We start from the raw sequence: 17,824 nt of genomic DNA, 5'->3' as shown, positions 1-17,824 counted from the left end.
TCTTTTGAAAGTTATCAATAAAAGCGTCTTTTAAACCCATTTATTTAAATCAAAAAGAGAAACTCATTAAAATCATAAAAAAAATGCTTTTTAAGCAAAAATTTAAGAGCCTATTAATAGTTTAAGTATTCAGATTTTATAAATTATTCTTCTACAAACAAGATAAATCTTAAAAGAAAAACAAACCTAATTTTTGAATAAATTCAAATAAACTCTAAGACTTGATCCCTAAAACTTGTTTTGCCAATGCAATCATTTCGGGAGTTCCCGTATTTTTATTTTTTTCATCCGAAAGTTTAACCACCCCTTCCCAATGGGTAAAATCTGGCTTTGTCTCAGTTAATTTAATAACCATGTTCATTGCTGGCAAACCTACATCGTTAGTAAAATTTGTACCAATTCCAAATGACATTTTTATTTTGTCTTTACAAAAATCGGATATAACTTTTACTTTTTCTAAGTTTAATGAATCTGAAAAGACTATTATTTTTGACTTCGGATCTATTCCTAACTTGATATAATGTGCGATTGTTTTTTTGGCAAATTCAATTGGATCTCCACTATCATGACGAACTCCATCAAAAAGTTTTGAGTATTTTTTATCAAATTGCTCAAAAAACACATCAGTTGTATAAGTATCCGTTAAAGCAATCCCTAAATCTCCTCCATACACCTGTGTCCAATTCTCTAAACCAACTATATTAGCCACTTTAAACCCGTATTGCGCGGCATGAAACATAAACCATTCATGCGCATGCGTACCCAAAGGTCGCTTACCATTAAGCATTGCCAAATGTACATTGCTTGTACCAAGAAAACTTTCATTACCAAAAGTCGCTAGTGTCTCATTGACCAAGGTATGTACTTTGTATGAATGACGTCGTCTTGTACCAAACTCCAAAACTGAAGCTCCCAATGCATTGTAATTTTCTATCTTACTCTTGGTAATATCCTGAACCGCTTTATCATCTATCCTATCTAAATTCTGAGATGCATAAAAAAGCTCCGAAATTAAAGCCATCAATGGAACTTCCCATAAAATAGTACGATACCAGAACCCTTCGATTGTAATATTCAAATCAGAACCAACTTGTTCAATTTCAACCTCTGAAGCATCAAAAGTATAGCCTTGTAAAAAATCTAAATAGGTTGGATCTAAATACGGACAATGTTTCTTTAAATATATTTTTTCTTCTTGAGTCAACTGCAACTTTACCATTGCTTCAACTGAATGACGCAATAAAACAGCAAACCCTGGAGGAAAAACATGTTTCCCTCTATTTATAAATTTATAGCGGACTTTTGCTTTAGGAAATAACTTAATTACAGCGTGCTGCATCGTAAATTTATAGAAATCGTTATCTAATATTGATTTCAGGAAGATTGTTCCCATATACAAATTGCTTTATTAATTTTAAAAAACTTTGATTGCTAAGATACGGCAATTCAACAAAAAAATAAAATCACCTAAACACTCATCCTCAAATTATCTCTACTTTGAAATTATTTTAAAAGAAGCGACACTATTCTGATAGAGAAAAAAAGTAATAAACGAACCCATTTTTTTATCATAAGTAATCTGAAATTCTAAACTTCCTCCTACTTCTTTTGAATTTTCTACTTTGCTTGGTTGCCCTTTTTTTAAATAATAAAATGTATCAGATTTTGAAATGTTATGTATTTTAAAAGTTATTTTATCACCATCATTAGCTTTAATTATTCCTGAATCAGGTTTTAAAATTTCGAGATTTTCTTCAATAGATTTATCATAAATCAAAGGCCCATTTAAAAATTTTTCTTGATTTAATTTACTTCCCAAATACATCCCTGAATCTGGAAAATGCTTCGCGAAAAAATATTTGGGATTCGTATCAAAGTAAGTGGAGTTAAAATAATTTACCATTTTATTTTTATTACTGTCATAATATCCTTGTCCCCAAGTTACGTCGACCAAAATCCATTTTCCGTCAACCTGAACAATATTCCAAGCATGATTAGACAACAGTTTTTTTCGACCAATATCTGTCAATAATCGCTTAGAGTCACCTCGAATTACTTGAGATTCCAAACCTACCAAAGAAGCTAAACGTTGGTATAAAAGCGTAAACCCTTCGCAAACTGCTTTTTGAGAATCAAATGCTTTTTGCCACGTTTTTGCTTTTATTAACTCTATTTGTTTTTGCTTTTCAGCTTCATTTCTATAGCTAAATTGTACTGGTTTCTGTGGATTTAGATAAACTTTATAATCATATTTAATATTTAAAGCAATCCAACTATAAATAGCTCTTGCCTTATCAAATTCTGAAGTAAAATCTTTTTGAATTCTCATCGCTAGATCTTCTGTAGAACTAAAATGTTTCGGATATTTCAGCACTATAGCATCAATTGCATTGTATTTTTGTGAATACGTTGCATCCAAAAAAACAGAATTAAGTATAAATAATATAAAGGCAATCTTTTTTATTGTCATCGATTAAAAACTAGACTTAATAATGTCTTTTAATTCTTTATCTAACTCTGTATTTGATATTTTATTTTCCTCTAAATCAAAATTAGCATTAAAACTCGGCAATGAAAAACTTGCTTTTATCTCGGTACCATAACGCGGAAATAATTTTGTTGCAATTTCTAAAACTGAAGCTCCTCCTCTCGCTCCTGGCGATGTAGCTAATAACAACATTGGCTTATGCTGAAAAACATCTTTCTCGATACGCGAACACCAATCGAAAACATTCTTGAAAGCAACTGAATAATTTCCGTTGTTTTCTGCCATAGAAACTACCAAAACATCTGCCTCCGCCAATTTTCCAAGAAAAGCTTTTGCTACTGGGTGCTGCCCTATCTCTTTTTCAACATCAACACTAAATAACGGCATTGCAAAATCATTTAAATCCAACACTTCTACGCTGGCATTACTAAATTGATTTGCAGCATATGTTGCCAGTTTTTTATTGATGGAATGCTCACTATTACTTCCTCCAAAAGCTATGACTTTCATTGTTTTATATTTTTAGTTACTCTATTTCTAAGATTTCTTTTTTTATCTCTACTGAGTATTCATTGGGATAAATATTACCTCCATATGATTTAGCATATACCTTTGTAAATTCAGCTCCAAAATACAGAATAATTGCCGAATAATAGACCCAAACCAGAATTATTATTACAGAACCCGCCGCTCCATAAACCGATGCTGTCGTAGAGCTTCCTAAATAAAAACCTATTGCAAATTTTCCTATCATAAATAATACTGCTGTGCAGGATGCGCCAATAAAAGCATCTTTCCATTTTATTATTCCATCGGGTAATGCTTTAAATATAATTGCAAAAAGCAAGGTGATACTAATCAAGATAATGATTAGATTAATTGCATTAAACAAATAAACGGTACTCTCAGGAAAATATAACTTTAAGCGTGCGCTCATTAAATCCAAAATAGTACTCACAAAAAGACTCACAAGCATTAAAAACCCAACTGAAACGATCATAGAAAATGACATTAATCGGTTTTGTATAAATTTCTTAAGCCCTTTGTTTGGTTTGGCACGCAATCCCCAAATAAAATTTATAGAACTCTGTATTTCGGCAAAAACTCCTGAAGCCCCAATTAATAACATCCCGACTCCAAAAACAGTTGCAAAAACATTGCTCCCCGAAAGCTGTACATTTTTTATTGTTTCCTGAATTTGTATCGCCGCACTATCACCCACTAATCCGTTTATTTGACCATAAAGCTCACCTGCAACAGCATCTTCTCCAAAGAAAACACCACAAATAGTAATAATTATAATTAATAAAGGGGGTAATGCAAAAATGGTATAATAGGCCAATGCTGCACTTAGCTTTATCGCATTATCATCGTTAAACTCTAGAAATGTAGTTTTTAACAGATACCATGATTTGGATAATATATTTTGATTATTCACAATACTTTAATTAATTATTTCTCTCAAATATAAGCAATTAAAAAAACAAAGATATTCTTATATTTACTGTAAATGTTATACTTTAACCATAACTACCCCAGATTGCAGTGGAAAGCATTTTGAGAGGAAAACCACTTTTTTGCTACTGTAAAAAAGCGACCAGCGGAAGCTCTTTTTATAGTATTACAAAAAAATGGTTTTACCAAAAAATCTTGAAACGAAAAGCTGGAAATAGGTTCTGAAAATAAAAATTTAAACCATTAAGACATTAAGCTTCATTAAGACTAAACTTAATCTTTATTGATTTCTTAATGGTAAAAAAAAGCTACTGAATAATTTGTAGAAAATAAAACTCTGAACCATTAAGACATTAAGCTTCATTAAGACTAAACTTAATCTTTCTTAATTCCTTAATGGTAAAAACAAAAAAAAGCTATTCTGAAACTTTTTTGAATTGTTGCTCATATCCGAAATTCTTTAATTTTAATAAGCTTTTGAATTCTCTGCGGGTTGGTTTAACAACAAAAGAAGTAGAATCAAGCATTCGTGATTTGATAGCGGTAATGGAATCTAATTTTTTCAAATCATCCATTAAAAGAACATTATTAATTCTTAATACGTTATTCTCTATTGATAAAATCCTTACAGTCCAAAAAATAGAATCACGCTTGCTTAAAACCAATTTACCATCGATTCGTTTTGCCTTATTATAATATGAAAATCTAAATAGTGTGTCTACATATTTTTCGACCAATTCTATCGAATCGCCCTTTGAAATCATATCATATTTCTGTTTTGTATCTTTTGCTATTAACCTTCCATCTACAATATCATATTCCCCTATTAAAGAATCTAATTCCTTTTTATGGATTTTAAATTTATTATAATTCTCAAACCTAATTGCATTTTCATCAATCCTTAAGAATGTAGAATCTTTATCCATGTACACCCCTTTAAACTTAGTAGGAAATCTATCTAATTCAGAATCATTAACTGGCTGAGGAGCCTCAAAATACAAAGCAAAAGCATCAGCAGGTGCATCCGCTTTTTTACAAGATAATATCGTAATTAGTATTCCTAAAATTAGAATAGTTTTTCTCATAAACTCTTTTCATCTTAATTTACCAAAATTCAAGCCAAATATTATAGCCCCAAACAAATACATAAAATATTTCACGCAGATTTTACAGATAAAGCAGATTGATTTTAAGCATAAAAAAAACTGCTGAATTTCTTCAGCAGTTTTGTCTATTCTCTTTATTCTTTATTCTATCTTCTAAAGAAAATTATACGTTAAAACGGAAGTGCATTACATCTCCATCTTTTACGATATATTCTTTTCCTTCTACTTTAAATTTTCCAGCTTCTTTAGCTTTAGCCTCTGAACCGTAATGAACGAAATCTTCGTATGAAATTACTTCGGCACGGATAAATCCTTTTTCGAAATCGGTATGAATAACTCCTGCAGCTTGTGGCGCAGTAGCTCCGATATTGATTGTCCAAGCACGAACTTCTTTTACTCCTGCTGTGAAATACGTTTGTTGTTTCAACAACTTATAAGCAGCACGAATTAAAACCGATGCTCCTGGCTCTTTTAAACCCATATCTTCTAGAAAAACCTGACGCTCTTCGTAGCTTTCTAATTCTGTAATGTCTGCTTCTGCTCCTACTGAAAGGATAATAACCTCAGCATCTTCGTCTTTTACTAACTCACGAACCTGATCAACATATTTGTTACCGTTTACTGCTGCACTTTCGTCAACATTACAAACATACAATACTGGCTTTGCTGTAATCAACTGAAATGACTCCATTAAAACCTCTTCATCATTACTTTGAGGTACAATAGTACGAGCCGATTTAGCTTGCAATAATGCCTCTCTAATTCTATCTAAAAGTGCTTTTTCAGTTTGCGCTTCTTTATTTCCTGTTTTAGCTGCACGATTTACTTTTTCTAAACGTTTTTCAACAGTTTCTAAATCTTTTAATTGCAACTCAATATCAATTGTTTCTTTGTCACGAATTGGATTTACATTCCCATCTACGTGAACAATATTATCATTATCAAAACAACGTAAAACGTGAATAATCGCGTTACACTCTCTGATGTTTCCTAAAAATTGATTTCCTAATCCTTCACCTTTACTAGCCCCTTTTACCAAACCTGCAATATCTACGATATCTACAGTTGCCATTTGAACACGTTCCGGTTTTACCAATTCTTCTAATTTTTCAATTCTTGGATCTGGTACGTTTACAACACCAATATTTGGCTCAATTGTACAAAAAGGAAAGTTTGCACTTTGTGCCTTTGCATTTGATAAACAATTAAATAATGTTGATTTTCCAACATTTGGCAATCCTACAATTCCTGCTTTCATATGTAGTTTCTATTTATTTTTATTTTCAGCTATTCAATTCTACTGAAATTTATGTTCTCACTTTTAAAAGTTTGCAAATATAAGATTTAAAACTTCGTTGTCGAACAAAAACTGTGTATTAATACACTTTTAAGCAATCTCATGAAAAATTTTAAACATTTTATTAAAGTTTTGTTAAAAAACACTACTTTTAACTAAACATCTAACCAAACAACAAAACCAAACTCAATTAATTATGAAAAAATTTACAGTATTAGTATTTCTACTAAATATAACATTTCTTTTTGCTCAAAAAGAAATCAGTGGTGTCGTAAAAGACAATACGGGAGCGGTGCTCTCTGGAGTTAACATTGTAGAAAAAGGGACTACAAATGGGGTATCTACCGATATGCAAGGTGGTTATATTATAAAAGTAAAAGATGGTGCTGTGTTAGTTTTTAGCTATGTTGGATACACAAATACCGAAAAAAATGCTACTAGTGGTATTATTGACATCATTATGAACGAGAATGGCGGACAAACACTAAAAGATGTTGTGATTGTTGGCTCTAGAAATACTAAAAGAACTGTCGTTAATTCGGCAGTACCAATTGATATCATCAATATAAAAGATGTTACCACACAAAGTGGAAAACTAGAAATCAATCAATTACTACAATATATCGCACCATCATTTAACGCCAACAAACAATCCGGATCTGATGGCGCCGATCATGTTGATCCCGCTTCATTAAGAGGATTAGGCCCTGATCAGACATTGGTTTTGATAAATGGAAAAAGAAGACATCAATCATCACTTGTCAATCTATTTGGAACTCGTGGGCGTGGAAACACTGGAACTGATTTAAATGCGATTCCAGCTTCGGCCATAAAAAGAATTGAAATTTTAAGAGATGGTGCGGCTGCTCAATATGGTTCCGATGCCATTGCAGGAGTCATTAACATCGTATTAAACGACAATATTAACGAACTAAACGGTTCGGTTACTTACGGAGTTTTTAATACTAAAGCTAAAGGAGATTTTCTTCCTGGTACCCCAAATACTAAAAACTATAGATTAGATCAAAATGGAAATGGAAATTCATATGGAAAAAACCAGGCTTTTGATGGTGGATCTGTAAAGGTTGCAGCCAATTATGGCGTTGCAATAGGAGAAAAAGGAGGTTTTGCTAATTTTACTACTGAATACATTAATAAAAACAAAACACTTCGTCCTGCATACGATTTCAGAAAAGGTTTTGGTGATGCCGAAATACAAAGTTTTAACCTCTTCGCAAATATAGCAGTTCCTGTATCTGATAAAACTGAATTCTATGCCTTCGGAGGAAGAAACTACAGAGATACTGATGCTTACGCTTTTACTAGAAATGATGGAGAAAGAGTTGTAGAATCTATTTACCCTGGAGGATATACTCCGAGAATTACTTCTAATATTATCGACAACTCATTAGCTGCAGGATTTAGAACCGAAACTGCAAGTGGATGGAAAATTGACATTAGTAATACCTACGGAAAAAATCTTTTTCATTACTATATAAAAGGAACAATTAATGCTTCGCTTGAAGCGGCTTCTCCAACTGAATTTGATGCTGGCGGACATACCTTAACACAAAACACCACTAATTTTGATTTTTCTAAAAATTACGACTCTATACTTAGCGGATTAAACATTGCTTTTGGAGCAGAATATCGCACAGAGAGATTCACTATTTTTGCAGGTGATGAAGGTTCTTATACAACTTACGACACAAACGGAAGACCTATTACTGATCCTACAACTCAAAGTGCTCCAACCATCCCTAATCCCGATTATGACCCTTCAGATCCAACCTCTAGCCCTACCATATCAAGACCAGGAGGATCACAAGGCTTTCCAGGATATAGCCCATTAAATACTGTTGACAAAGGCCGCACTAACCTCTCTTTATACACTGATGCCGAATTAGATATCACTGATGCTTTTTTAATAAGCGGAGCAGTTCGTTTTGAAAATTACAGTGATTTCGGAAGTACTCTAAATGGTAAATTAGCGATGCGTTTAAAAGCAAGCAAAAACATAAACTTTAGAGGATCTGTAAGCACAGGATTCCGCGCTCCATCATTGGCACAAATTTACTATAATTTACATTTTACAAATTTTAATGCCAGCGGTGCTACCGAAGTATTACTTGCTCCAAACAACAGTCCCGTAACCAAAGCATTTGGCATTCAAAAATTAAACGAAGAAAAAGCTGTAAACGCTTCATTAGGATTTACTGCTAATTTTGGTGATTTTACAGCTACAGTTGATGGTTATTTTATAAAAGTTAAAAACCGTATTGTACTTACTGGCTACTTTGATGCTGCTCCATTGAATATTGGTGTTGCCGAAGCTCAATTTTTTGTAAACGGCGTAGACACTAAGACAACTGGATTAGATTTAGTTCTTGCATGGAAGAAAAAATTTGGAGGATCATTATTTAGCGCTACGCTTGTAGGTAACATCAATAACATGAAGATTGACAATGTAAAAAATGGTAGCCTACCCGAAGATACTTTTTTTGGAAGACGTGAAAGAGCATTTTTATTAGCTTCAGCACCTAAGAATAAATTTGGTTTAAACTTAAACTATGCCAGACAAAAATTTGATGCTGGTTTAGCCTTTACACATTTCAGCAAAGTCGTTTTAGTTGACTACGGAGATGAAGAAGATGTTTATCATGCCAGAATAGTAACCGATTTAACACTTGGATACCAACTAACCAAATCATTAAAACTAAGTCTTGGAAGCAACAATTTATTTAATGTTTACCCAACTAAACAAGATGAAAAAGGAAATACTGAAGCTGGTGGATATTGGGATGCTGTACAAATGGGCTTCAGCGGAGCATATTACTACGCTAGACTTGGATTTACTTTTTAATCTGAAAACTAAATATAACAAAAAAATCCTGAGCATATCTCAGGATTTTTTTTTGTTACTATTTTTAAAAACTACATCTTATAATCTAATGCACCTATCAATATTTTTTCTTCATCAGTGGCTCTGAATCCTGAAGTATCCCAGTAATTAGTCAATATTTTATTCTTTTTATTGAAAAGTGTTTTCTCTTTAAAAACATCACTCTCATTATAAGTAAACTTTTGTTTATTGAAGTTTGTTGTTACAAAACTATTACGAACCTGAATATTTTTTATTTTATCTTTTAATACAAGGTCATAAGCAATTTCCTCGTTTGAACTCAATAAGTAGTAATCTAAACCATCTACTCTGTAATTCACTTTTACAAGTGATCTCGTAATATTCTTAGCTCCCACATTTGTTTTATCTTCAATTTTAGCTGCAGTTTCTGGAGTAGTGACAATCATAAATTCGATTATTAATCTTTTCTCAGGATCATAAACAATTTCAAAACTATCCATTACTTTTTTAGATATCTTTATTGGTTTTGCAAACATTACATAATAATCTTTATTACTAGGATGCCCTTTTATGATAAAATAATATTCTTTCTTTAGTTTTGAATCTAGAATTGGATCCAAATAATTCAAATTATAATAATTCTCCATAATATTATTCAAATTATATCCCTTTAAATCAGCACTTACATCGGTATCTATCAAGCCATAAGATCTATTTTGTTCTACTAGTAATGTTGTTGTTGGTTCTTTTTGATTTACCGAAAACTGAAAATTTACAAGTCCATCATTATAATAAGAGTATTTATTATCGAGCATAAAAAATTCTCTTACATACACTTTCAGCCGACAGGATACCGCTAACTTCTTAATCGAATTAGAAACAATTTTGTGCAGTATTTTATCTGGTGCTTCTTTAGATAAAACAATTTCATCTAATTTATTCTTTTTATTTTTCAGATAAATTACAAATTCATTTTCTTTTAATGCCGCCCACCGAACAATTAATGGCTCATGATTTGCTTCTGAAACTTGAAAATTAGAACCACCAGTTAACATAAAAGTTACTTTTCCATCTTGATTACTCAATAAAATTTGTTTGGTTTTAAGTACAACTACTGTTGCATCATCTATAGGAAGTTGTGTATCTATATCTTTAACAACAATCGAATATTCCTTACTTTGAGCTAAAACACTCATGCTAAACAACATAAAAAGTAAAAATAGTAATCTATTCATAGGCCCTTGATAAAGTCACTAAATGAAATGTAAAAAAAACATTACCAAATTAGCAAAAAAAAGTATTCAAAAACGATATGATTAAAAAAATATTTAAACAAAAAAATCCTGAGCTTGATGCTCAGGATTATTCTTAAAACTCTGGAAATGAGCTATTTTATTCACCATGTAAAAACGCTTGTCTATTCAACAAGGTTTCTTCATCTTCTACGTGATTATCATCAGGTACACAACAATCAACCGGACATACTGCAGCACATTGAGGTTCATCATGAAACCCTTTACATTCGGTACATTTCCCAGGAACGATATAGTAAACTTCATCCGAAATTGGAGTTTGAGCATCTTCTGCATCAACTTCAGTTCCGTCTGGTAAAATTATCTTTCCAGATAGTTTTGTTCCATCTTTGTATCTCCAATCATCAGCACCTTCATAGATTGCTGTATTTGGGCACTCTGGTTCACAAGCACCACAATTGATACATTCGTCGGTTATAATTATTGCCATTTTATTTTTGGTTACGAGTTAAAAGTTACAAGTTTAGAAATAATAAGATTTTATTCTGCTTTGTCTTATAACTTATATAGCTTATTTTTGTGCAAAATTACAATCAAAACTATTCATATACAAATTACTTATGTTACAAAACGAAAAAAAACAATCTTTTATAGAACTCGGCAAGTTTTTAAGTCAATTTTCTGAAAATGATTGTAAAAAAGACAATAATGTTCTAAGTAATGACTTGTTTTTTGATGATTTCATAAAGCTGATTGAACTATCTCAATCACATAATGGCTGGTACACGCCTGAACAAGTTTATTTTGCTATTCAATCTTGGGCTCAAGCATTGACAGAAGAAAACATAAATACTTGGCTTTCTGCATATGATATAAACATTAAAGACCCTAAGAATATAGCTCTAATATTAGCAGGAAACATTCCATTAGTTGGGTTTCATGATTTTTTATGTGTTTTAATTACAGGACATAGCGTACTTATAAAAACCTCTTCAAATGATCAGCATTTACTCCCTTTTATAGCTAAATACCTTATTGCGATTAATCCAGATTTTGCTAATAATATTACTTTCGTAGATGGGAAATTAGAAAATTTTGATGCTGTAATTGCTACAGGTAGCAATAATACAGCACGTTATTTTGAATACTATTTTAAAGACAAACCTTCAATTATACGAAAAAGCAGAAACTCTATTGCTGTACTAAACGGAAAAGAATCCAAAGAACAACTTATTGCCTTAGGCGAAGATATCTTCAGATATTTTGGTTTAGGATGCCGAAATGTTTCTAAGCTTTTTGTTCCTGAAGGCTATAAATTTGATGCTTTTTTTGAAGCAATTTTTGAATATCAGGATGTTATACATTATGAAAAATATGCTAACAATTACGACTACAACAAGGCCGTTTTCCTGATGAGCAACTTCAAATTACTAGACAATGGCTTTCTTACTCTAAAAGAAGACACAAGCCATGCCTCTCCTATTTCGAGTGTTTTTTATGAAAATTACGAAAATATAGAGGATTTAAAACAACGTTTACAAGCTGAAAACGAGCAAATTCAATGCATCGTAAGTAATAATTTAATAGAAAAAAGTATTCCATTTGGAAAAACACAGACTCCTGAGCTCCGGGATTATGCAGACAACGTAGATACTATATCGTTTTTGTTAATAACATAAGTTAAAATCTTAGAATTATTGCGAATAATTTAACGATTTTTTGACTCCTATTCCCGAAATTTGCGTTTCTAAAAAATATTGGAACTTAACTACACCATGAAAAAACACAACTACAGCGCAGGACCAAGTATCTTACCTCAAGAAGTTTTTGAGAAAGCATCAAAAGCTATTTTAAATTTTAATGATTCAGGACTATCTATTTTAGAAATTTCACACCGAAGTAAAGATTTCGTTGCTGTTATGGAAGAAGCTCGTTCCCTTGCTTTAGAATTATTAGGACTTCAAGGAAAAGGGTATCAAGCCTTATTTCTACAAGGTGGTGCAAGCACAGCATTCTTAATGGCTCCTTATAATTTAATGAGAGAAAACGGTAAAGCAGCCTATTTAGATTCAGGAACTTGGGCGGCAGCAGCTATAAAAGAAGCAAAACTTTTTGGAGAAACTATTACTGTAGCTTCATCTAAAGAAGAAAATTACAACAATATTCCAAAAGGTTACGAAATACCTGCCGATGCAGATTATTTTCACTGTACAAGTAACAACACCATTTTTGGAACTCAGATGAAAGATTTCCCAGTAACAAATGTACCAGTAGTTTGTGACATGAGTTCTGATATCTTTTCTCGTAATTTAGATTATTCTAAATTTGATTTAATTTATGCTGGAGCTCAAAAAATATGGGACCTGCAGGAACTACTCTAGTGGTTATTAAAGAAGAAATTCTTGGTAAAAACGGAAGAACAATTCCTAGTATGCTAGATTATACAAAACATATCAAAGCAGAAAGTATGTATAATACTCCTCCTGTTTTTGCAGTGTACGTTTCATTATTAACATTACAATGGATTAAAGAAAAAGGTGGTGTTGTAGCAGTTGAAAAACTAAACGATGCAAAAGCTGCTTTACTTTACGCAGAAATTGATAGAAACCCCTTATTTAAAGGTGCAGCAGCAGTTGAAGATCGTTCTAAAATGAACGTCACTTTCTTATTAAACAATCCAGACCATACAGCTACATTTGATGCCATGTGGAAAGAAGCTAATATTTCTGGTTTACCAGGTCACCGTTCAGTTGGTGGGTACAGAGCATCTATTTATAATGCAATGCCAATAGAAAGCGTTCAGGTATTAGTAGATGTAATGAAAGCTTTAGAGTCTAAAATTTAATAGGTTATTCGGTTAATTGTTTAATCGAAATTCCTATTGAATCTGGAAACCCTAGCCTGATAGAAGTAAAAATCCTTTTTTATTTTTTCTTTAAAAACAAAAAAGATTACTTCACTAAAACATTTATTTTAATCGGAGTTCAGTGAACTTCGTTTGGAACGAATAGCGGGATTGGCTACTAAACAAAAAAGAAAAAATCATAATAGATTGGTTCATCGATTAAAAAGTTAAACGATTAATCAATAAAAAAAATAAACACACAATGAAAGTATTAGCAAATGACGGAATTTCTAAAAGTGGAATTCTTGCTTTAGAAAAAGGTGGATTTGAAGTTATAACTACAAAAGTAGCACAAGAACAAGTTGCTAATTTTGTAAACGAAAACAATGTAGATGTTGTTTTGGTGCGTAGCGCAACCAAAGTACGTAAAGATATTATCGATGCTTGCCCAGGATTAAAAATAATTGGTCGCGGTGGTGTTGGTATGGACAATATTGATGTTGACTATGCAAAAAGCAAAGGAATTCATGTAATTAACACTCCAGCTTCATCATCTGAATCTGTGGCTGAATTAGTTTTTGGACACTTATTTAATGGAGTTCGTTTTTTACACGATTCAAACAGAAATATGCCTCTTGAAGGTGATACAAACTTTGACGGTTTGAAAAAAGCATACGCTAACGGTACTGAATTAAGAGGTAAAACTCTTGGTATTGTTGGTATTGGCCGTATTGGTCAAGCTACAGCAAAAATGGCATTAGGATTAGGAATGAAAGTTATCGCTGCAGATAGCTTTATCCCTAAAGTAGATGTTAAAGTTGAATTCTTTGACGGTCAATCAATAACTACAACTATTGTTTCACAATCATTAGAATCTTTATTTAAAGAAGCTGATTTCATTACTTTACACGTTCCTGCTCAAGATGGTTACATCATCGGAGAGAAAGAATTAGCTATCATGAAAGATGGTGTTGGTATTGTTAACTGTGCTCGTGGTGGTGTTATCGATGAAGTTGCTTTGGTAAAAGCATTAGATAGCGGAAAAGTATCTTTTGCAGGATTAGATGTTTTTGAAAGCGAACCAAAACCAGAAATGGCTATTTTAATGCATACAAAAATCTCATTGACTCCACATATTGGTGCTGCAACTGGAGAAGCACAAGACAGAATTGGTACAGAATTAGCGCAACAAATCATTACTTTGTTAAGCTAATCAATTATAATTAAATCACTTAAAAGGGATTTATTAACATCGTTTAATAAATCCCTTTATTTTTTTTATTAAATTTGAGTTCTAATCTAAATCCTAAAATTCATGTTTGAGCAATTAACACAATTAGTACAACAGTACGGAGGTAGCTCTGTTGTAAACAATGCTGCTATACCAAATGAACAAAATGAAGCAGTACTGAATGAAACAAGTAGTTCTATACTTTCTGGGTTACAAAAAATAGCATCTGAAGGCGGTGTTGAACAACTTGCAGGATTATTTCAAGGAAACTCCCCTATTGACAATTCAAATCCTGTTGTTCAACAACTAACGCAACAGCTAACAGGAAATCTTGGTGAAAAATTTGGATTAAGCACAGAAGCGTCAAGCAATGTAGCAAGTAGCATGATTCCTCAAATTTTAGGTTCTCTTGTAGGAAAAGCAAAAGATCCTAACGATAGTAGTTTTCAAATATCAGACATTATTAATGCTATTTCAGGAAATGGAGGTCAGGCATCTGGAATAATGGAAACTATTAATAAATACGGAATGCAATTTGGCTTAGATCAGAATGCTGATGGAAAAGTAGATATTAGTGATGCTATGGAATTAGGGAACAAAAGTGGTGGCATTGGAGGTTTACTAGGAAAATTATTCGGGAAATAGGTTTCTTCAAAAAAACCTAAGGTTCTGAGAAATTAAGGTTATAAGTTTAAAAAAAAAGCTGTTTGCATTTATGCAAACAGCTTTTTTGTATGTATATATTTCTTGAAATTTTTTATCCTTATTAAAAATGCACCTATTGCAAAAAACTTTGTGTCTCTGAATATTTTAGACGAATTGTAGTACGTCTCTACAGAAAACCTTTGGATCTAAAAATTATACACCTCTACAAGAAACCTCTGTCCCTTTGTTCCGATAGCTATCGGAACTTAGTACCTTCCTAAAAACCTCAGTGCCCTCTCATAAAAACTGTTAAATAAAAAAGCCTTCACTGATTTTTTGTAATTTTATATTTCAACATTTAGGCCATGAAAAACAGCATTTACATATTTCTTATTTTGTTTGTTATTACGGCATGCTCTACTCAAAAGACAAACGTTGCAATTTCTAAGAAACCAGCTACTTCTGTAAATGATACGGTTCGTATTGCAAATGACGAATTAGAATACGAAGTAATAATAATTGACAGTGGTTTTAGCACCTGGTTAGCTACAATGGCATTACCTCGAAATTATTATTCACAATCATATCTGGAAAATAAAAACCGCCAATATGTACAAGAATGGAATAGCAGAGTTTTACAACCACAACGTTACAATCCCAATCTATATGAAATGAGAATCGATTATGACCCAACTATTAATTATGGATACGAAGTAAATTACTTAATCTATAATTACATGATCTATTTTCAAAATACTTACAAACAAAAGCTAGCAGGTTATGTCCCTTCAAGATAATGTTGCTATATTTGTGATCATTATAAATAAAAATGAATAAATTAAAACAACGTTGGGGAATTACTTCTAATTTTCAACTCACCATCATATTTATTGTATTTGCTATAACCGGTTCTACTTCGGCTTGGTTGTCTCATCCCTTTTGCGTTTGGTTAGGAATCACAAAAGAAGATTTCGGGTTTTGGTTCACACTTATTCGATTAATAATCATTTTCCCTATTTATCAGGTACTACTTGTCGCAATTGGAGCTATTTTTGGTCAATTCCGTTTCTTTTGGAACTTTGAGAAAAAAATGCTCAAAAATATGGGATTGGGATTTCTATTTAAAGAATAAGGTCTTTATCTATATTCTTATCTTTCCTTTGAATAAAATAAGTATAGAACCAAGTCAAGGTAAACGACGGAATTACATCTGTAAACGGAATAATTTCTTCAACAAAAGTTAATATACCAGCCACTTTTCCTACACGCCCTTTGTACATATAGGTCATTAAGAAACCTGCCAAGGGAGCCCAAACAACATCGGAGAACTCTCCTAAAAAAGGAATTGTAAAGGAAAGCATTCCTATACCATCAAAAAGTAATCCTAACAAAAGCTTCTTTATCTTCTCGTCTTTTACAAGCGTTTTTTCATCCATTTTAATACATATTAAAAGCTGAGTTACTATCAAATATAATTCATTTTAAACTAGTAACTAATATATTTTTCTAAGTAAACTCATTAATTCTATATCCATTAATCAAATTCCGTTCCTAAAATTTTACTCGATACAGAGTTAGCATTATTATACATCTCACTTTTTACAATTCACTTTTCACAATATCATTTCATGTAATTAGATTTTACAAATAAATGTTCCTAAAATTCTGTTATAACACATTTTTATATCCGTAGAATCTTTGTTACTTTGTAAAAACAGTTTCATAATGATACAAGCAAAAAATATACATAAATTCTACGATCAACTTGAGGTTTTAAAAGGAGTTGATTTGCATATTAAAAAAGGAGAAATTGTTTCTATCGTTGGTGCTTCTGGAGCAGGAAAAACAACCCTTTTGCAAATTTTAGGAACACTCGATAAACCTGAAATAAATACAGATTCGTCTCTGATTATAAACGGAGAAAATGTATTAAAATTACAAGATGTAGAAACTGACAATTCTAAACAAGAAAAAATTTTCAAATGGGTTTCCTGGATAGGTTGTATTTATACTTTATGCTTACTTGTTTTTTTATTTTTCTTCAAGCTTACAATATTTGACGATACCTTTAGATACATTATCATTGCAGCTTTATTACTGCCTCTTTTTGTACTAGCGATTTATATGAATCGTTATTTTAAAAAGAAAAACAAACAAGACAAGATATTATCCAATTTCCGAAATTTAAATCTTGGTTTTATTTTTCAATTTCACCAACTATTACCTGAATTTACCGCTTTAGAAAACGTTTGTATCCCCGCATTTATGGCAAACAAACCAAAAGGCGAAACCGAAAATGAGGCTAAAAGAATCTTAGAATATTTAGGTTTATCACACAGAATAAATCATAAACCTAGCGAACTTTCAGGCGGAGAACAACAGCGTGTTGCCGTTGCAAGAGCCTTAATCAATAAACCCGATGTTATTTTTGCCGATGAACCTTCTGGAAATCTAGATACCCATTCGGCAGAAAATTTACACCAATTATTTTTTCAACTTCGTGATGAATTCGGGCAAACCTTTGTAATAGTGACTCACAACGAGGAACTAGCCAATATGGCCGACAGAAAACTCGTAATGGTTGATGGCTTAATTAGTAATTAGAAGCCTCTTCCTGCTATCCACTTGTATCTTTTTGTTT

General features: G+C 32.0%; 15 protein-coding genes and 3 pseudogenes. 9 read left to right on the top strand and 9 right to left on the bottom strand.

The genetic code is table 11. From position 1 onward, the window contains the following. Window positions 1-214: 214 nt before the first annotated feature. The 6 genes from pncB to ychF form a co-directional block, all read right to left on the bottom strand. On the bottom strand, window positions 215-1,393 hold the full coding sequence (gene pncB / locus EAG11_RS02850) for a nicotinate phosphoribosyltransferase (RefSeq protein ID WP_129537808.1): 1,179 nt from the start codon (window positions 1,391-1,393) through the stop codon (window positions 215-217). 99 nt (window positions 1,394-1,492) lie between these two features. Beyond that, entirely contained in the window at window positions 1,493-2,470 is a 978-nt protein-coding gene (locus EAG11_RS02845) for a transglutaminase domain-containing protein (RefSeq protein ID WP_129537807.1), read from the bottom strand. 3 nt (window positions 2,471-2,473) lie between these two features. Then, window positions 2,474-2,998, bottom strand: a complete 525-nt coding sequence (locus EAG11_RS02840; protein ID WP_129537806.1) for an NADPH-dependent FMN reductase — start codon at window positions 2,996-2,998, stop codon at window positions 2,474-2,476. Between the two features lie 16 nt (window positions 2,999-3,014). After that, window positions 3,015-3,926 carry a YihY/virulence factor BrkB family protein gene (locus tag EAG11_RS02835; protein WP_129537805.1) on the bottom strand — a complete coding sequence of 304 codons (912 nt, stop codon included), beginning with the start codon at window positions 3,924-3,926 and terminating at the stop codon, window positions 3,015-3,017. Window positions 3,927-4,359: 433 nt separating this feature from the next. After that, window positions 4,360-5,028, bottom strand: a complete 669-nt coding sequence (locus EAG11_RS02830; RefSeq protein WP_129537804.1) for a hypothetical protein — start codon at window positions 5,026-5,028, stop codon at window positions 4,360-4,362. A 184-nt stretch (window positions 5,029-5,212) separates the two neighbouring features. After that, window positions 5,213-6,307 carry a redox-regulated ATPase YchF gene (gene ychF, locus EAG11_RS02825; RefSeq protein WP_129537803.1) on the bottom strand — a complete coding sequence of 365 codons (1,095 nt, stop codon included), beginning with the start codon at window positions 6,305-6,307 and terminating at the stop codon, window positions 5,213-5,215. A 235-nt stretch (window positions 6,308-6,542) separates the two neighbouring features. Between ychF and EAG11_RS02820 the strand changes: the two genes are divergently transcribed. Continuing rightward, window positions 6,543-9,209, top strand: coding sequence for a TonB-dependent receptor domain-containing protein (locus EAG11_RS02820; RefSeq protein ID WP_129537802.1), 2,667 nt, complete (start codon window positions 6,543-6,545; stop codon window positions 9,207-9,209). A gap of 71 nt (window positions 9,210-9,280) precedes the next feature. Here the strand turns inward: EAG11_RS02820 and EAG11_RS02815 are convergent, their stop codons facing one another. Both EAG11_RS02815 and EAG11_RS02810 read right to left on the bottom strand, forming a co-directional pair. Beyond that, entirely contained in the window at window positions 9,281-10,444 is a 1,164-nt protein-coding gene (locus tag EAG11_RS02815; protein WP_129537801.1) for a hypothetical protein, read from the bottom strand. A 157-nt stretch (window positions 10,445-10,601) separates the two neighbouring features. Then, window positions 10,602-10,952, bottom strand: coding sequence for a 4Fe-4S dicluster domain-containing protein (locus EAG11_RS02810; protein WP_129537800.1), 351 nt, complete (start codon window positions 10,950-10,952; stop codon window positions 10,602-10,604). Between the two features lie 130 nt (window positions 10,953-11,082). Between EAG11_RS02810 and EAG11_RS02805 the strand changes: the two genes are divergently transcribed. From EAG11_RS02805 to EAG11_RS02780, 6 genes and pseudogenes are all read left to right on the top strand, one after another. Then, window positions 11,083-12,141: an acyl-CoA reductase gene (locus EAG11_RS02805; RefSeq protein WP_129537799.1), complete on the top strand. Its 1,059-nt coding sequence runs from the start codon at window positions 11,083-11,085 to the stop codon at window positions 12,139-12,141. A 96-nt stretch (window positions 12,142-12,237) separates the two neighbouring features. Continuing rightward, window positions 12,238-13,307 (top strand): annotated as a pseudogene (gene serC / locus EAG11_RS02800) (3-phosphoserine/phosphohydroxythreonine transaminase). A 262-nt stretch (window positions 13,308-13,569) separates the two neighbouring features. After that, the gene (locus EAG11_RS02795; RefSeq protein WP_129537798.1) at window positions 13,570-14,520 is read left to right on the top strand and encodes a D-2-hydroxyacid dehydrogenase; all 951 of its coding nucleotides are present in this window, start codon (window positions 13,570-13,572) and stop codon (window positions 14,518-14,520) included. A gap of 102 nt (window positions 14,521-14,622) precedes the next feature. After that, window positions 14,623-15,183, top strand: a complete 561-nt coding sequence (locus EAG11_RS02790; RefSeq protein WP_129537797.1) for a DUF937 domain-containing protein — start codon at window positions 14,623-14,625, stop codon at window positions 15,181-15,183. Between the two features lie 365 nt (window positions 15,184-15,548). Then, window positions 15,549-15,980: a DUF6146 family protein gene (locus EAG11_RS02785; protein ID WP_129537796.1), complete on the top strand. Its 432-nt coding sequence runs from the start codon at window positions 15,549-15,551 to the stop codon at window positions 15,978-15,980. 32 nt (window positions 15,981-16,012) lie between these two features. Beyond that, a complete protein-coding gene (locus EAG11_RS02780; RefSeq protein ID WP_129537795.1) occupies window positions 16,013-16,315 on the top strand; it encodes a DUF6787 family protein in 303 nt (100 codons plus the stop codon). Here the strand turns inward: EAG11_RS02780 and EAG11_RS02775 are convergent. Beyond that, window positions 16,305-16,619, bottom strand: a complete 315-nt coding sequence (locus EAG11_RS02775) for a hypothetical protein (protein WP_129537794.1) — start codon at window positions 16,617-16,619, stop codon at window positions 16,305-16,307. The genes EAG11_RS02780 and EAG11_RS02775 overlap by 11 nt on opposite strands. 289 nt (window positions 16,620-16,908) lie before the next feature. On the opposite strand from EAG11_RS02775, the pseudogene EAG11_RS22055 reads away from it, so the two are divergent. Further along, window positions 16,909-17,121 (top strand): annotated as a pseudogene (locus tag EAG11_RS22055) (ATP-binding cassette domain-containing protein); the annotation flags it as partial. Window positions 17,122-17,349: 228 nt separating this feature from the next. Continuing rightward, window positions 17,350-17,787: pseudogene (locus EAG11_RS22050) on the top strand (ABC transporter ATP-binding protein); the annotation flags it as partial. Window positions 17,788-17,824 lie beyond the last annotated feature (37 nt).

The organism is Flavobacterium sp. 140616W15 (assembly GCF_003668995.1).
Taxonomy (GTDB): domain Bacteria; phylum Bacteroidota; class Bacteroidia; order Flavobacteriales; family Flavobacteriaceae; genus Flavobacterium.
This window is presented reverse-complemented; position numbering and strand designations above follow the sequence as displayed.

Bases quoted from the DNA above. Each gene is read 5' to 3' on its own strand.
- pncB (WP_129537808.1), bottom strand. From the start codon at position 1,393: ATGGGAACAATCTTCCTGAAATCAATATTAGATAACGATTTCTATAAA.
- EAG11_RS02845 (WP_129537807.1), bottom strand. From the start codon at position 2,470: ATGACAATAAAAAAGATTGCCTTTATATTATTTATACTTAATTCTGTT.
- EAG11_RS02840 (WP_129537806.1), bottom strand. From the start codon at position 2,998: ATGAAAGTCATAGCTTTTGGAGGAAGTAATAGTGAGCATTCCATCAAT.
- EAG11_RS02830 (WP_129537804.1), bottom strand. From the start codon at position 5,028: ATGAGAAAAACTATTCTAATTTTAGGAATACTAATTACGATATTATCT.
- ychF (WP_129537803.1), bottom strand. From the start codon at position 6,307: ATGAAAGCAGGAATTGTAGGATTGCCAAATGTTGGAAAATCAACATTA.
- EAG11_RS02820 (WP_129537802.1), top strand. From the start codon at position 6,543: ATGAAAAAATTTACAGTATTAGTATTTCTACTAAATATAACATTTCTT.
- EAG11_RS02815 (WP_129537801.1), bottom strand. From the start codon at position 10,444: ATGAATAGATTACTATTTTTACTTTTTATGTTGTTTAGCATGAGTGTT.
- EAG11_RS02810 (WP_129537800.1), bottom strand. From the start codon at position 10,952: ATGGCAATAATTATAACCGACGAATGTATCAATTGTGGTGCTTGTGAA.
- EAG11_RS02805 (WP_129537799.1), top strand. From the start codon at position 11,083: ATGTTACAAAACGAAAAAAAACAATCTTTTATAGAACTCGGCAAGTTT.
- EAG11_RS02795 (WP_129537798.1), top strand. From the start codon at position 13,570: ATGAAAGTATTAGCAAATGACGGAATTTCTAAAAGTGGAATTCTTGCT.
- EAG11_RS02790 (WP_129537797.1), top strand. From the start codon at position 14,623: ATGTTTGAGCAATTAACACAATTAGTACAACAGTACGGAGGTAGCTCT.
- EAG11_RS02785 (WP_129537796.1), top strand. From the start codon at position 15,549: ATGAAAAACAGCATTTACATATTTCTTATTTTGTTTGTTATTACGGCA.
- EAG11_RS02780 (WP_129537795.1), top strand. From the start codon at position 16,013: ATGAATAAATTAAAACAACGTTGGGGAATTACTTCTAATTTTCAACTC.
- EAG11_RS02775 (WP_129537794.1), bottom strand. From the start codon at position 16,619: ATGGATGAAAAAACGCTTGTAAAAGACGAGAAGATAAAGAAGCTTTTG.